The sequence below is a fragment of the Acinetobacter sp. WU_MDCI_Abxb74 genome (assembly GCF_025513915.1).
GTDB classification, from domain to species: domain Bacteria; phylum Pseudomonadota; class Gammaproteobacteria; order Pseudomonadales; family Moraxellaceae; genus Acinetobacter; species Acinetobacter calcoaceticus_C.
Window position 1 is genome coordinate 82,219 of sequence record NZ_JAHPRP010000011.1, and the last position, 14,905, is coordinate 97,123.

Sequence of the window (14,905 nt, forward strand, 5' to 3'; positions counted from 1 at the left end):
TTTGATCAAATTTCACTTAAAATCTGTCGCCTTATATGATCCCAGTGGCGTTCGTTTTAAGCTCGGTATATCCCTTTATCGACACGACGACACGGGCTGATTGGAGTACATTATGTACGCAGTAATCCAAAGCGGTGGTAAACAGCACCGTGTAGTTGAGGGTGAAACCCTTAAAGTTGAATTATTGAAAGCTGAATCTGGCGCGACTATTACATTTGATGATGTATTAATGGTTGTAAACGGTGACAGCATTCAAATCGGTGCTCCAGTTGTAGCTGGCGCTAAAGTAACTGCAGAAGTGGTTGGTCATGGTCGTCACGACAAAATCCGCATTATCAAAATGCGTCGTCGTAAACATTACCGTAAACAACAAGGTCACCGTCAATGGTTCACTGAGTTGAAAATTACTGGTATTTCAGGCTAATCACGAGGAGTAAGAGACATGGCAACTAAAAAAGCCGGTGGATCGACGAAGAACGGTCGTGATTCAAACCCAAAAATGTTAGGTGTTAAAATTTACGGCGGTCAAGCTGTAACTGCTGGTAACATCATCGTTCGTCAACGTGGTACAGAGTTCCACGCTGGTGCAAATGTTGGTATGGGCCGTGACCATACTTTATTTGCTACTGCTGACGGCGTAGTAAAATTCGAAGTGAAAGGTCAATTTGGCCGTCGCTACGTAAAAGTTGAAACTGTTTAAGTTTTAGCTTCAAAAAAAGCCCACATTTTGTGGGCTTTTTTTATGGAATCTAATCTGGTTTATCTTCATCATGATGAATGAAATTCTACAAACAACATGAATAACATAACAAAATATCTTATTTTCTCAATGATTAGCACAGAGTTTGTCGGTTAATATGAGTCTTGAATTAAGAGCTTGCTAATTTTTCATAACTTTGAAAGATGGCAAGTTGTCTTACAGCAACTAAAAAGGTGATGACATGAATATGCTTCGTAAAACTATGTGTGCTATTACACTCAGCGCGTCAGTGCTTGCTCCTGTAATGAGTACTACAGTGTTTGCTGCGCCTGTAGCAGCACCGGAGCAACAGGCAATTGGGAACCTGGTAAATCAGTTATCAGGATTACAGCGTTTGACTGCCGATTTTGAACAAACCACTAAAGCCAATACAAAAACTGTGGCACAGAGAAAGAGTTTAAGTGCCCAGCATATGAACCAGACATTTAAAGGTTCAATGAAAGTTGAACGTCCGGGGAAGTTTTATTGGGAAACTGTGAGTCCGTCTAAACAGACGATTGTAACGAGCGGGAAAACAGTTTGGATTTATGATCCAGATTTACAACAAGCTGTACGCCAAAGCTTAGATGATCAAGTTGCAGATACGCCAGCGTTATTACTCTCTGGCAACACCAATCAAATCATGAAATCTTATCGTGTAACACAACCAGATAAATCAAAACTCTATTTCACATTATTTCCTAAAAAAGAAGATGGTGCTTTCCAAAGCTTAACCATTAGTTTTGGAGCAAATAAAGCGCCAACACTTATGGTATTGCAAGACTCATTAGGTCAAACCACCTATGTGCGTTTCAAAAATGTGAAAGTAAATGCTTCAATTCCAGCATCAGTCTTTAACTTTACGCCACCAAAAGGCACAGATGTTATTGACCAATAATTAATCCTTATAAAAAAAGCTACCTTTCACGGTAGCTTTTTTTATATAAGAGAAATAGATACATTTTTTAACCCCGTCTTATTCTTACGCTTTGTATAGTGATAGGGGTAAATTCATGGGGATTATTATGCGACTTTACGATAAAAAAATTATTTGTATTCTTCCATTAATGGCTGCAATGGCAATTGTGAGTGGTTGCCAACCAAAATCGGCAGCTAAAGAAGAGCAGGCTGCTTCAAGTGCCAAGGTTAAAGAAATAAAAGAGGCAGGTGTTCCTGTAATTCAGGCAAAAGTAATCCCAGTAAAATTGCCGAAATCAAAAGTTTGTTTAGAAGATGGTTGTACAGAGTATGACTTTCAAACAGTACAAACCAATCAAAAGTGGATTAATGATTACTTTACTAATCGTATAAAGAAAGCAGATCCGAATGCTTTTGCAAATTTAGCTGATCAGCCAGTCGATGTACCTGAAGGTGAGCCTCGTTCGAGTCAAAGTGCAATTTATGTCCGTTATTTAGGGCAAAATTATAACCTTGCAACTTTTGCATTACAGACTTATTCGTACTCAGCTGGTGCAGCCCATGGAATGTCTCATCAAGAATTTGTGAATTTTGATTTATTAAATAAAAAGCACATTACTGTTGCCGAACTCATTCAGCCAGATGTTGAAAAAAAATTAGTTGATGCACTTTTTGATACGAATACAAATTGGCTTCAAGAGCACAATATCACCCGTGAAAAACTGCAACTCAGTGATAATTTTTACTATGGTGCAAATGGTATTGTTTTTGTCTATCCGATCTATGAATTGGCTTCTTATGCCGAAGGGATGAGTGAATTAACATTGCCATATTCTGAAGCGGCTAAGTTCATTAAACCTGAGTATTTGCCAAGTGTGCCAAACTATAACTTGTAAAATAGGTGATCTCTTCTAACAATTGTGTGAAAGCTATTCGTTATGAAGATGATCACTATATTTTTTAGTGTGAAGGCCTTACACTATAGCCAGTTTTTTACCCATATTATGATTGATTATGATCGACCCTAAGTTACTCAGAAATAATATTGAAGTCGTTAATGCAGCTTTGGCAAAACGTGGTGTTCAATTAGATGTTCAAGAATGGACTTCTTTAGAAACTCGTCGTAAAGACTTGCAATCAAAAACTGAAAAGTTGCAAGCGGAACGGAATACCGGTGCAAAACAAGTGGGTCAGATTAAAAAATCCGGTGGTGATGCTTCTGAAATCATGGCGCGTATGCAAGCGATTGGTGATGAAATCAAAGCTGCTGAAGTTGCTTTGTCAGAGCTACAAAATGAAATTGAGCAAAAAGCGCTTAGCATCCCTAACTTACCAGATGAATCTGTTCCTGCTGGTAAAAATGAAGATGATAACGTTGAAATCTCAAAATGGGGTACACCTCGTCAGTTTGATTTTGAAATTAAAGATCATACCGATTTAGGGGAGTGGATGGGTGGACTCGAGTTCGAAACAGCTACTAAATTGACTGGTTCACGTTTTAGCGTGTTGAAGGGCTCTTTAGCGCGTCTACAACGTGCGTTAACGCAGTTCATGCTTGATACCCATACGTTAAAAAATGGCTATACAGAAGCTTATGTGCCTTATTTGGTAAATGCTGATTCACTACGTGGTACGGGTCAGTTACCAAAATTTGAAGAAGATTTATTTAAACTTCAAGGCGAAAAAGAATATTACCTCATCCCTACAGCAGAAGTTCCAGTTACTAACTTCGTTCGTGATGAAATTATTGATGCAGATCGCTTGCCATTAAAATACGCTGCGCATACACCATGTTTCCGTAGTGAAGCAGGATCTTATGGTCGTGATACGCGTGGTTTAATTCGTCAGCACCAGTTTGACAAGGTTGAAATGGTGCAAATCGTTAAACCTGAAACTTCTATGCAGGCACTTGAAGACCTTACTGCACATGCAGAGGGCATTTTGCAGGCACTTGGTTTGCCATACCGCAAAATTTTGCTCTGTGGTGGTGATATGGGGTTCGGCGCGACTAAAACTTACGATTTAGAAGTTTGGGTTCCAAGCCAAAATACTTACCGTGAAATCTCCAGCTGCTCTAATATGGGCGATTTTCAAGCACGCCGTATGAAAGCACGCTACAGAATGGATCAAAAGAAGACCGAATTGGTGCACACTCTAAATGGTTCAGGTCTTGCCGTTGGCCGTACTTTGCTTGCCGTAATGGAAAATTACCAACGTGAAGATGGTTCTATCGAGATTCCAGAAGTATTACGCCCATATATGGGTGGTTTAACATTTATTGATTAAGCTTTGCATCTAAATTGTGCACGGTTTTTGCTTAACCAAAATCAGATAATTCATGTAGAGGTTTAAGGTGGATATTTTTCCAATCTCTTTAAAGTTGCAACAGCAACGTTGTCTGATTGTGGGTGGTGGGCATATTGCTTTGCGCAAAGCAAACTTATTAGCCAAAGCTGGAGCAGTAATTGATATTATTGCTCCAGCAATTGAAGATCAGCTTTTACCCTTGATTCAGGCGACTGGAGGACAGTATTTTGCTGAGACCTTTGTCGAAAAAATATTAAATACCCCTTATCGCTTAGTGATCGCTGCGACTAATGATGCGCAAGTGAACAAAGCCGTTTTTGAACAATGTGAAGTGCGTAATTTGCTGGTTAATAGTGTAGATGATATTCCACACTGTCGTTTTATGGTTCCAGCGATTATTGACCGTTCTCCATTGATCATTTCTGTGGCTTCCAATGGCGCATCGCCAGTTTTGTCTAGACAACTTCGTACACAAATAGAAACGATTGTCCCGCACGGTATGGGGAAACTCGCTGAATTTTCAGGTCAATGGCGTAAGCAGGTCAAAGAAAAGATTATTAACCCAGATGAGCGTCGAATCTTTTGGGAAAACCTATATGCTAGTCCATTAAAAGAACAAGTTTTTAATGACAATCTGGACGTTGCAAATGGTTTAATTCAGCAAGCCTTAACAGAGTGGACAGCGCCTAAAGGCGAGGTTTATTTGGTAGGTGCTGGACCGGGTGATCCTGAGCTACTGACATTAAAAGCACTACGTCTTATGCAACAAGCAGATGTTGTGATTTATGACCGTTTGGTGTCTGAACCCATCTTAGAGCTTTGTCGCCGTGATGCCACTAAAATTTATGTTGGTAAAGCCCGTTCAAACCACTCGGTTCCCCAAGACGGTATTAATGCTCTACTGGTTGAATATGCTCAACAGGGAAAACGCGTTTGTCGTTTGAAAGGTGGTGATCCCTTTATCTTTGGCCGTGGTGGCGAAGAGATTCAAGAGTTAGTTGAAGCAAATGTCACTTTCCAAGTAGTACCAGGTATTACTGCAGCATCAGGCTGTTCGGCTTATGCGGGGATTCCACTTACACACCGAGACTATGCACAAAGTGTTCGTTTTTTAACTGGACATTTAAAGGAAGGTTCTCCTGAACTACCTTGGAATGAACTGGTTTATGAAAATCAAACTTTAGTTTTATATATGGGATTGGTTGGATTGGAACGTATTTGTGAGCAACTTATTGCTCATGGTCAGCGTGCAGACATGCCAGTGGCTTTAATCTCTAAAGGAACTACACCAGAACAAAAAGTTATCGTTGGAACATTAGCTGATATTGCAACTAAAGTGTCTGAACATCATATCGTAGCGCCGACTTTAACCATTATTGGTGAAGTGGTGAGTTTACGTGAACAGTTAAAATGGCAATAAGTTTATTTTGAATTTATTGTTTGTTATTAAAGTCGAGAAAATTTGTGATTCATGTTGTCCTTTACGAGCCTGAAATTCCTGCCAATACAGGCAATATCATTCGTTTATGTGCTAATACGGGCGCACAGTTACATTTAGTTAAACCCTTGGGTTTCGAGCTAGATGATAAAAAGCTTAAGCGTGCAGGCCTTGATTATCATGAATGGGCACGTATGCAGATTTGGGACAACATTGAATTGTGTCTTGAAGATTTAAAAGCCAAAGGTGTTGAGCATGTTTTTCCACTCACAACTAAAGGCTCAGCGACTCCACATACAGTCGATTTGAATCGACCAGTGGCTTTATTGATGGGGCCAGAAACACGTGGTTTGCCTGAGCATGTTCGCTTAATGTTTCCGCAAGAACAATGGATTCGATTGCCGATGGCTGAAAATTCAAGAAGTTTAAATTTATCGAATGCAACGGCTGTGATTGTTTATGAAGCATGGCGTCAGCAAGGTTTCAAAAACTTAGAATAAATGACTAAGTTTTAAATAAAAATAAGGCCATAATTATGGCCTTATTTGTTTTTGGATTTCTTATTTAGGGAAAATAACCCCACTTGCTAAATCATAGTTAGTCGGTGAGTTGGTATAGACCGACCCAAGTTTAACCGCAAAGAACCATCCTAACTTACCTTGATCTTGAATACGGTTTTCAACGATATAAGGCTCATCTAATTGAGATGCTGCATCTTCAATAAATACTTTATATTCGATAGGCCCTGTATTTTCACTGTCACGTTCAAATAAATAACCATCAACATTAAAGAAGCCAATATTATTACTTGCATCGACAAGTCTATAGCCTTCGGTTGCTTGTTCTTTTAGAAGTTTTTCAAGTTTTATTGCATCATCTTTGTTAAATGGAATATGTTTTGGAACTTCGAAAAAACGATAAGCATAGGTCCCGTTATGTGTACTACTATTTACACATGTTGGAACATAGAATGTGCCATTTGTTGTACCGTTATTGGTAAATGTCGAGTTTGCGTAGAGTAATTTGCATCCTTGAGCTCCGAGTTCATTGAAGGCATTTAAGATGCTAGTCCGAGATGTATTTGTTAAGAATCGGTTGGAGTAGGCGTAGGTTGCTGGTTTTTTATCATTTTTTACAAATAAATATTTGTTTGTATTTGATGCTACTTCTCCAAATGAGAGTTTATATATATAGCCTAAGCTACCTTGTTTATTTAATTCACTGACCCATAGTAAATAACGGTTAGCTACTGAAGTGGTTTTTACATCAACCGTTTTATAGGTATATGTGTCAGTGGATTTGTTGTTTCTTACATACAGATTTTTATACAGCGCAAAGCTACCGTCAGGGTTATCTAAACTGACTGATGGCGCAAGAAGGGCATAGCCTTGGCGTCCTTGATCATTAAGTTGATTTAATACATCTGCCCAAGATTCTTTGTTATCTGCAAGTCTATAACTCGCTGTTGCGAGTACTTGGGTTGGTTTTTGCATGCTTGCTGGTGGTGTAGTTTTGGTGAAACATGTATTTATGAGATCGAAATTTGCTTGCTGTAGATAATTATGAATCGCACTAGGTTCATCTGTAGGTACTAAACAGAACTGATTTGCATTTTTAAAGCCCAAAATAGCTGGTTGTTTTTGATTTAGTTTTCCAGCTACTACAAGTTGCCAATCTACTTTGTTGTAACTTGAAGTTTGTACAGTTTGTGGGGCCCCAATATTTGAAACCAGACTAAAATCTTCAGCTTGGCGATAGCTCGCCACAATGTTACCTGTACAGTTTTCTTCATTTTCATAGCGTACCGTTTCGCTAGTGAAACGCACACTGTTATCTGACACCTTAATCACATTCATTTTTAGAGCAGAGCCGTTAATACATGCTCCTTTACCTGCTAACCAACTTCCAATGAAGCGATCCGCTACAGTTGTTGGTGTTGGTGTTGGTGTTGGTGTTGGTGTTGGTGTTGGTGTTGGTGTTGGTGTTGGTGTTGGTGTTGGTGTTGGTGTCGGTGTCGGTGTCGGTGTCGGTGTCGGTGTCGAATCATTATCATCGGAACCACAACCACTTAATGCTATGAAAATCAAAGCAATACTGCTTCCTTTTACTATATTATTCATCACATAAGCCCTTTTTTTATAAAAATGTGAAAATTTAACATTTTTAAAATAGATCAATTATAATGCAGTTGTAAAGATCAAATTTGAAAAAAAGGTTCAATATGGCAGCTTATAATCAAATTGAAATATTCCAACAAAGCCAGAAATGGTTTGATCAGTTGCCATTTGAATGGAAAAAATGGCTTGAAGAAAATATAGAAAAAGGATGTGCGATCGAGCAATTAGTCGATGTTTTAAAAGAAAATGGATTTGGATTAACGTTTCAAACGAATGAGCCGAATTTCCTAAGCTTATCTGACCAAGATCAGGAATGGATCATCGAACAAATTTTGAATGGGGTAACATCTGCGGAAATAGTGAAAAGATTGGTAGAGCAGGGGCTTCATCGACAACAAGTAGAAGAATATTTAGGTAATTTAGAAAATAATCAGTTATATAAAATTCTTAAGAAAAAGCACCACCAATTTAAGAAACGTGAGTGGTTAATAGAAACTTTAGACCAACTGGCCCAGCTAGATTCTAATTACTGTAAAGAAATACCTTCAATCCCTGCGCCAATCTTCTCAGATTTTATTAAAGATTATTACAGTCAGCACCGTCCTGTGATTTTGAAAAAAGGGGTAGAGCACTGGTCTGCTTTACATAAGTGGACACCTGAATATTTTGCAACTCGATTTGGCCAGCATTTAGTTGAAGTTCAAATGAATAGAAATAAAGATAAGCAATTTGAAAGGCATTCTCCTTTGTTAAAGCAGACCATGAAAATGTCGGAGTTTGTATCAAAAGTTATGTCTGTCGAGGCGAGCAACGATTTCTATATGACTGCAAATAATGCGACCAATAGTCATCAAATGCTTCAGGAATTATTTTTAGATATAGGCGATTTTGCAGACGGGTACAGCAACTTGGCTTTAAAAGATGAGCGTAGTTTTTTATGGTTCGGGCCCAAGGGAACCTTTACGCCCTTACATCACGATTTAACAAATAATATGTTAGTTCAAATTTATGGGCGCAAAAGAGTAACTTTGATTCCGGCTTTGCAAGTACCTCATCTATATAACGATCATTGGGTGTTTAGTGAGCTGAGTAATGCAAATGAAATTGATTTAAAAAAATATCCTTTAGCAAAATCGATTACCCCAGTGGAATGTATTTTGAATGCAGGGGAAGCTTTGTTTATCCCTATTGGTTGGTGGCATAGTGTAGAAAGTCTGGATGTTTCAATGAGTATTTCTTTTACCAATTTTAATGCGCCAAATCATTTTGTTCATCGGTTTCCAAAGGAGGCCTAAGAATGAAAATTGCATCTTAAACCGTTCAGTGTGACAATTGCTCAGCTCATACTGTTTTTCAAAGATGAAGGAAAATTGATAACCTATGTCGACACTCCAAACGAATAATGCAGAACTTAACCAAAAGCAGGTATTGCAGTTAATGGAATATCTGACGCAATGGTTAATTCGTTCGGGAGTTGGATATAACGACTTTGTTACTGCTTTAAAACCCGTTTTCTATCAGCAGTCTTTAGCTGAGCTAGAACGCATAGATCAAAAAACTACTGATTCGGCAGTTAGTCTACTTTCTGGTTTACATCGTAAGGATGTTAATGCTTTTAAAAAAGCGACACAGGCTGGGCAGCCTTTAACTGAAGCAAAAGTAGCAGAGCCAGTGAGTGTTCCTGCTCGGGTGATTGGTTTATGGCTTGCAGAGGGCTTAGCAGAAAAAATTCCTTTTATTAGCCAAGATCAGATTAGCTTTGAAAGTTTGGTAAAGAAAGTTTCAACCGAAAAACATCCAAGATCTATTTTGAATGAACTTGAGCGTTTAAATATAGTGAAAGAAGAAGATGGTATTGTATCGTTACAGCAGCGAAGTTTTATGCCTGATGTAGAGCAATTCGAGGTTCGAAAATTATTAACAAATAACTTAGAGGCACATTTAGCTGCCGGGGTTCATAATTTATTTCAGCCAGAAAAAGAACCCTATTTAGAACAAGCAATTTTTGCTGATGAACTAACAGATGAATCGATCATTTTACTCAAAGAAGCAAGTTTACGCTTATGGGAAGATCTATCACTACAAGTACTCAAGTTAGCCATTGAACGTTGTGCACTCGATGAAGGAAAAGAGGGTGCAACCAAAACTTTCCGTTTCGGAGCTTATCAATATGACTAAAACAACTTATAAAAAATTAATAATATCCATGAGCTTCATTATGATAGGCAGCCTTTTGACTGCTTGCGGAGAGGATTTATTCGCAGGTGGTGCCAGTTTGGGTGGGTCAGGATATCCAACTAAACCTGGTAAACCGGGTGATTATGAGACCCCGGCCGATGGAAATAAAGGTGACTCAAAAGATAATGAAATTTGGTTACCTGCACCAAGTGAAGATGACTGTAATGGCTTGCATCGTAAATTAGAATTTCTTAATAATGTAACAAGAGAACCAATTGAAAAAGAAACGGTTTTTAAATACGCACAGCAATTAACTTTGAACGGTACTCTTGCTTTACAGATTACTCAAACGAATATGGGCTTAGAAAAAATACAAGAACGACAACCTGCTTGTTATGTACCTTTAGAACTCTATTTACTTGGAAATACCAAACGTTCTTATCCGGAAAATGATTGTAAAGAGACTCAAATATATGAGTATCAATCAGGTGAAACTAAAACTTTTATTGTAAATTATCCCGCATTTGAAGTCATGAATGGTACTTGGAAATATGGTCTGGAAAGTACCTATTTGAAAAATAATCAGGAGTTAAAACAATGCGAACCTTTAACGATTCAATTTAAAATAAGTGCGCCACCTGAACCGATTAAAATCAATTAAGTTGAGTCACCTTTAAGATAAGAGCAAAGCCTAATAGATAAAGTTCAATAAAATTTTAAAGAAAGTATAAGTTAAGCTTGCTCTAGCACTTTTCCATCATAAGTTATTTGGGCTGCTAAAACCTGTTCAATATTGGTTTCGGCCCATTCCTTTAATTGGAACGCCATTGAAGCTACATTTTTCCCTAAAGAAGTAAGTGAGTAATCAACGCGAATTGGGGATGTATTCTGGATTTTACGCTCGATGAAACCATCTCTCTCCAGCATTTTTAATTTCTGAGATAAGACTTTAGGGGAAATGCCTTGAATACTCTTTTTGAGCAAATTGAAGTGCTGAGTTTCTTCTTCAAGAACATTTAAAATCAATAAAACCCATTTATCTGCAATTTTTTCAAAAAATAGACGAGCAGGGCAATGTTGTTGAAAAATATTATATTTTAGAGATTCATTCATACCATTTACCTATAATTTTTTGAAAAATTACACTAGTTACCAATTAGTAACTAATTGACACCTAGTTTCTAAAATATATCATAAAGTGGAATTTAATAAAACAAAGGTTTGCTCCCATGTCTAACTCTAATATCGCGGTTGTATATTTCTCTGGTTATGGCCATACAAAAGTTGTTGCTGAAACGTTCGCAAACGAGATTAATGCTCAGCTCATCCAGATTGATCAGGAAGGAAATATTACTGATCAAGATTGGCAGACATTAAATGATGCGAAGGGGATTGTTTTTGGTGCTCCGACTTATATGGGTACAGCGCCATGGCAGTTTAAAAAGTTCGCTGATGCAACTTCAAAAGTATGGTTTACACGTGGCTGGCAAGATAAAGTATTTGCAGGTTTTACAAACAGCGCGAGCTTAAATGGAGATAAGCAAGTAACTCTTATCCAATTACAAACTTTAGCAGCACAGCATGGTGGGATTTGGGTGAGTCTTGGTTTATTACCAGCAAATACAAAAACCGCAACACGTGAAGATGTAAACAACTTAGGCGGTTCAGTAGGGCTTTTAGTTCAATCGCCTTCAGATGCAAGTGTGGAAGAAATTCCGACAGGTGATCTGGAAACAGCAAAAGTTTATGCTCAACGTGTACAAAGCATTGTGAATAAAATTTACGGTTAATTTGACCATAAAAAAAGGCGCTTAAAGCGCCTTTTTTTATTACTCATGCTCGTTATGTTGCGGAGCATTATATTTGAAGCCTTTGGTTTTATAGGCAAGATAACCTACACCAATCACGGCCCAAGCTAAGCCAATTTGTAAGGCAAGCTTATCAATCTCTAACCACATCATAAACACACTGGCAAAACCAAGTGTTGGTATAACAATATAATTAATGATGTCTTTAAGCGTTTTGTTCTTGCCATCTCTTAATGCATAGCGAGAAATCACAGAGAAGTTAACAAAACTAAAAGCAGTTAAGGCACCAAAACTAATTAAGTTAACAATATGCTCAAGATCTAAAAAGCCAGCAGATAACGCAACTACACCAACAATAAGAATGTTGTAAGTTGGAGTGTGCAATTTTGGACTGATATGACCAAATAATTTCTTGTTGATGACCCCGTCGCGTCCCATCACATACATTAAACGTGATACACCCGCATGGGCAGAAATACCTGATGCCATCACAGCGACTACAGCAAAATATAAAACCAAAGTTTTAAACATCAAACTACCAATCGCAGCGACCATCACAGGCTGTGATTCATCTAGAGGATTAAAGTAAGTGTTTGGGTTACTTGGGAAATATAATTGAATGAAATAAGTACTTACAATGAAAATAATACCTGCAAGTAATGCTGTAGAAAAAATAGCTTTTGGTAGCGTTTTTTCTGCATCTTTTGTTTCCTCAGCAAGAGAAGATAAAGCATCAAAACCAGTAAAAGAGAAGCAGAGTACGGTCGCGCCAGCAATTAAAGAACTGACAGACGTCATATCGTTCCAAAAAGGAGTTAATGACCACAATGCCGCTTTATCTGGATTTAAAGTTCCATCTGCATATACACCTTGAGTAAGTAAAATATATACCTGATAAACAAAATAAAAAATTACGCCAAGCTGAATAATAACGATCGTGCTGTTAAAACGTGCAACGAACCGTGCACCAAATAAATTAATAACAGTCATGAGAGTTGTTAAACCAATAACCCATAACCAGTTATTTACTTCTGGAAAAAGAGCTCTTAGGTAAATATCTGCCAAGATAATATTAACAAGCGGTGACAGTAAATAGTCTAACCAAGAAGACCAACCCACCATAAAGCCAACATTAGGGTGAATTGATTTTTGAGCATACGTATAGGCCGACCCAGAAGAAGGGTAGCGCTTAATCATATGTCCATAACTGATCGATGTTAATAAAATTGCGACTAATGCAAAAATGTAGGAAGTTGGTACATGACCGCCACTTCGTTCTGACACTAAACCAAAAGTATCAAACAAAGTTAATGGCTGAATGTAAGCTAAACCAATAATAATAATATGCCAAAGCACAAGATTCTTTTGAAGCTTAGCTGTTGGTTTAGTCCCAGATAAATTTGTCAACGGCGTTATCCTCATAATCGTTGATCAAGGATCAGCTTGGTGTTAAGGATCGTTTGAGACGAACGATCCCCCCTACAGAAACAGATAAAGTGCGCCAATCTATCCTAAATTGATATAAATTGTCATTACTTTCATCTATTTTTTAGCAAATTTTTTGCCATGTATTTTAAATAAAATAATGAATAAAAATTCTTAGTCATAAAAAAGGTCTGATTTAATATATAAATCAGACCTTTATGAGTTTTTTGGAGTTTAACTTATCGAATTACCAAGCTTTTTCTAAGATATCTCGGATATCTTTTAAGCTTGCTTCTTTCGGGTTGTAAATAATTGAGCCATCATTTAGTGCTTTTTCTGCAACTTCATCAAGCTGTGCTTCAGTTACTTTACCTGTTTCACGTAAAGTGCGGGGTAACTTTGTTAAAGTAAACAGGCGATCACGCATTGCTAAGATAGTCGTAATTGCTCTATCTGCGCGCTGGCTTGCAGGAGTTTGTGCATAAATATCTGCACCAGCGAGTGGTAATAATAACTCGCCAATTTTCTGACCATTTACTTGCTTGTTATATTCAAGCACGTAAGGTAAGAATAAATTCATGCATAAACCGTGGGGCAGGTGAGCAACAGCGCCTAAAGCATGTCCTAAAGAATGGACTAAGCCGACCATTGAGTTAGAAAATGCAATACCCGCCATTGTTGAAGCTTGTGCTAGCTCTAAACGGCCCTGTGAGTCATTGGGGTTTTCTAAAACATTAAAGAGATTTTCACTAATTTTTTTAATGCCGGCACTTGCATAAGCATCGCTCAGTGGGTTAGCCGCCAGACATGTATAGGCTTCAACACAATGCGTTAAAGCATCCATGCCAGTCATTGCGGTTAAGTGAGGAGGCAATGTAAGTGTCATGCGTGGATCTAAAATCGCTGCATGTGGCATTAAATAATAAGAAGCAAATGCTAACTTAACATTCTTTTGAGTATCTGAAACTACAGCAACCATAGTCACTTCCGAACCAGTGCCAGAAGTTGTTGGAATCACAAAAAATGGTTTTAAAGGTTTCGGTAGGTTGTGAGCCCCTGCATATTGCAATAAGTCATTTCCACCTTCAGATACTAAAATGTTAGTTGCTTTAGAAGTGTCTATGACTGAACCACCACCTACAGCAATAATCGCATCACATTTGTTTGTGCGATAAGCTTCTGCTGCAAGACGAACGACTTCTAAACTCGAATCGGGTGGTACATCATCAAAAACATGACCAATAACAGCATCAGTCGTACTAAATGCAGCTTCAATCGGATTTAATAAGCCATTTGCGCGAACACCTTTATCTGTAATGATAAGAGGGCGTTTTGCACCTAAAGTTGCAAGCTCAAACGGAATATGTTCTAGCGCAGCATTACCAGCAATGACTTTTACAGGACAAAAGAATTCGTAATATGGTTTGGCCATGTTATGCGCTCCGCTTGAAATAGGACTTGGCTACTTTTAAGTAAATGTTTGCAGCCTCGTTGAATTTTTCTTTTAGGGTAAGTTCGGTTGGGTATTCTTTGACTGCTAGTGAAGCAACCAATTTAGGTAAAATAAGAGATTCCATTTTATTTAGGCAGCGTACCAAGCGGATAGCAGCCGATACATCACCATCGGCAATCATTCGGTCATTGGCAAATGCTTGAGCAGTACTTTCTTGAAAAGAAAACACTAAAAAGGCATGAGTGACATGTTTGAATGTAATCGTTAAATCTGGTTTTTTTTCAGCTCTTTGAAGTAGCTCTAACTGTTTGTCTTCTGTCACTCGAGCAAAAAATGCTGGTCCATTCGGAAAAACATTCATTGAAAGTACAAAGTGAACAGGAAATTTAGATACTTCCTCTTGTATTTCAGTGTCCACTTGACTTGCCATGACTAAGCCACGACCAATAACATCCATCATGAGCTTAACGTAGGCAAGTTGCAGAGTCGGCTTTACCGCTTTTGTCGAAATCACTCGCGTAT

Annotated in this window: 16 protein-coding genes; 11 read left to right on the forward strand and 5 right to left on the reverse strand. The window is 38.1% G+C overall.

Annotated features, from left to right (window positions below; genetic code table 11):
- Positions 1–112 precede the first annotated feature (112 nt).
- From rplU to KTH84_RS16085, 7 genes are all read left to right on the forward strand, one after another.
- The gene (gene rplU, locus KTH84_RS16055) at positions 113–424 is read left to right on the forward strand and encodes a 50S ribosomal protein L21 (RefSeq protein ID WP_004639133.1); all 312 of its coding nucleotides are present in this window, start codon (positions 113–115) and stop codon (positions 422–424) included.
- An 18-nt stretch (positions 425–442) separates the two neighbouring features.
- Positions 443–700 carry a 50S ribosomal protein L27 gene (gene rpmA / locus KTH84_RS16060; protein ID WP_003655414.1) on the forward strand — a complete coding sequence of 86 codons (258 nt, stop codon included), beginning with the start codon at positions 443–445 and terminating at the stop codon, positions 698–700.
- 241 nt (positions 701–941) lie between these two features.
- On the forward strand, positions 942–1,637 hold the full coding sequence (lolA, locus tag KTH84_RS16065; protein ID WP_262474164.1) for an outer membrane lipoprotein chaperone LolA: 696 nt from the start codon (positions 942–944) through the stop codon (positions 1,635–1,637).
- 115 nt (positions 1,638–1,752) lie between these two features.
- Positions 1,753–2,553: an RsiV family protein gene (locus KTH84_RS16070; RefSeq protein WP_262474166.1), complete on the forward strand. Its 801-nt coding sequence runs from the start codon at positions 1,753–1,755 to the stop codon at positions 2,551–2,553.
- Positions 2,554–2,671: 118 nt separating this feature from the next.
- Positions 2,672–3,943, forward strand: a complete 1,272-nt coding sequence (gene serS / locus KTH84_RS16075; RefSeq protein ID WP_202743851.1) for a serine--tRNA ligase — start codon at positions 2,672–2,674, stop codon at positions 3,941–3,943.
- A 67-nt stretch (positions 3,944–4,010) separates the two neighbouring features.
- Positions 4,011–5,384: a siroheme synthase CysG gene (gene cysG / locus KTH84_RS16080; RefSeq protein WP_262474168.1), complete on the forward strand. Its 1,374-nt coding sequence runs from the start codon at positions 4,011–4,013 to the stop codon at positions 5,382–5,384.
- 44 nt (positions 5,385–5,428) lie between these two features.
- The gene (locus KTH84_RS16085; protein WP_262474170.1) at positions 5,429–5,902 is read left to right on the forward strand and encodes a tRNA (cytidine(34)-2'-O)-methyltransferase; all 474 of its coding nucleotides are present in this window, start codon (positions 5,429–5,431) and stop codon (positions 5,900–5,902) included.
- 60 nt (positions 5,903–5,962) lie between these two features.
- Here the strand turns inward: KTH84_RS16085 and KTH84_RS16090 are convergent, their stop codons facing one another.
- Positions 5,963–7,522 (reverse strand): PT dipeptide repeat lipoprotein, encoded by a 1,560-nt coding sequence (locus tag KTH84_RS16090; protein ID WP_262474172.1) that lies wholly within the window; start codon positions 7,520–7,522, stop codon positions 5,963–5,965.
- 101 nt (positions 7,523–7,623) lie between these two features.
- On the opposite strand from KTH84_RS16090, the gene KTH84_RS16095 reads away from it, so the two are divergent.
- The 3 genes from KTH84_RS16095 (at position 7,624) to KTH84_RS16105 (ending at position 10,358) form a co-directional block, all read left to right on the forward strand.
- A complete protein-coding gene (locus KTH84_RS16095) occupies positions 7,624–8,814 on the forward strand; it encodes a cupin-like domain-containing protein (RefSeq protein ID WP_262474174.1) in 1,191 nt (396 codons plus the stop codon).
- Between the two features lie 85 nt (positions 8,815–8,899).
- Positions 8,900–9,697, forward strand: a complete 798-nt coding sequence (locus KTH84_RS16100) for a DUF6502 family protein (RefSeq protein ID WP_045125896.1) — start codon at positions 8,900–8,902, stop codon at positions 9,695–9,697.
- A 28-nt stretch (positions 9,698–9,725) separates the two neighbouring features.
- The gene (locus KTH84_RS16105) at positions 9,726–10,358 is read left to right on the forward strand and encodes a hypothetical protein (protein WP_262474202.1); all 633 of its coding nucleotides are present in this window, start codon (positions 9,726–9,728) and stop codon (positions 10,356–10,358) included.
- A 71-nt stretch (positions 10,359–10,429) separates the two neighbouring features.
- Here KTH84_RS16105 and KTH84_RS16110 read toward each other — a convergent pair whose 3' ends face one another.
- Positions 10,430–10,810 carry a winged helix-turn-helix transcriptional regulator gene (locus KTH84_RS16110; RefSeq protein WP_005049864.1) on the reverse strand — a complete coding sequence of 127 codons (381 nt, stop codon included), beginning with the start codon at positions 10,808–10,810 and terminating at the stop codon, positions 10,430–10,432.
- 116 nt (positions 10,811–10,926) lie between these two features.
- Here KTH84_RS16110 and KTH84_RS16115 point away from each other — a divergent pair, with 116 nt between their 5' ends.
- Positions 10,927–11,487 carry a flavodoxin family protein gene (locus KTH84_RS16115; protein ID WP_003655431.1) on the forward strand — a complete coding sequence of 187 codons (561 nt, stop codon included), beginning with the start codon at positions 10,927–10,929 and terminating at the stop codon, positions 11,485–11,487.
- A 39-nt stretch (positions 11,488–11,526) separates the two neighbouring features.
- Here the strand turns inward: KTH84_RS16115 and KTH84_RS16120 are convergent, their stop codons facing one another.
- From KTH84_RS16120 to KTH84_RS16130, 3 genes are all read right to left on the reverse strand, one after another.
- Positions 11,527–12,912, reverse strand: coding sequence for an APC family permease (locus KTH84_RS16120; protein ID WP_133972053.1), 1,386 nt, complete (start codon positions 12,910–12,912; stop codon positions 11,527–11,529).
- A gap of 265 nt (positions 12,913–13,177) precedes the next feature.
- On the reverse strand, positions 13,178–14,362 hold the full coding sequence (locus tag KTH84_RS16125) for an iron-containing alcohol dehydrogenase (RefSeq protein WP_133972055.1): 1,185 nt from the start codon (positions 14,360–14,362) through the stop codon (positions 13,178–13,180).
- 1 nt (position 14,363) lies between these two features.
- Complete coding sequence (locus KTH84_RS16130) at positions 14,364–14,897, reverse strand: hypothetical protein (protein WP_042897610.1); 534 nt, start codon at positions 14,895–14,897, stop codon at positions 14,364–14,366.
- Positions 14,898–14,905 lie beyond the last annotated feature (8 nt).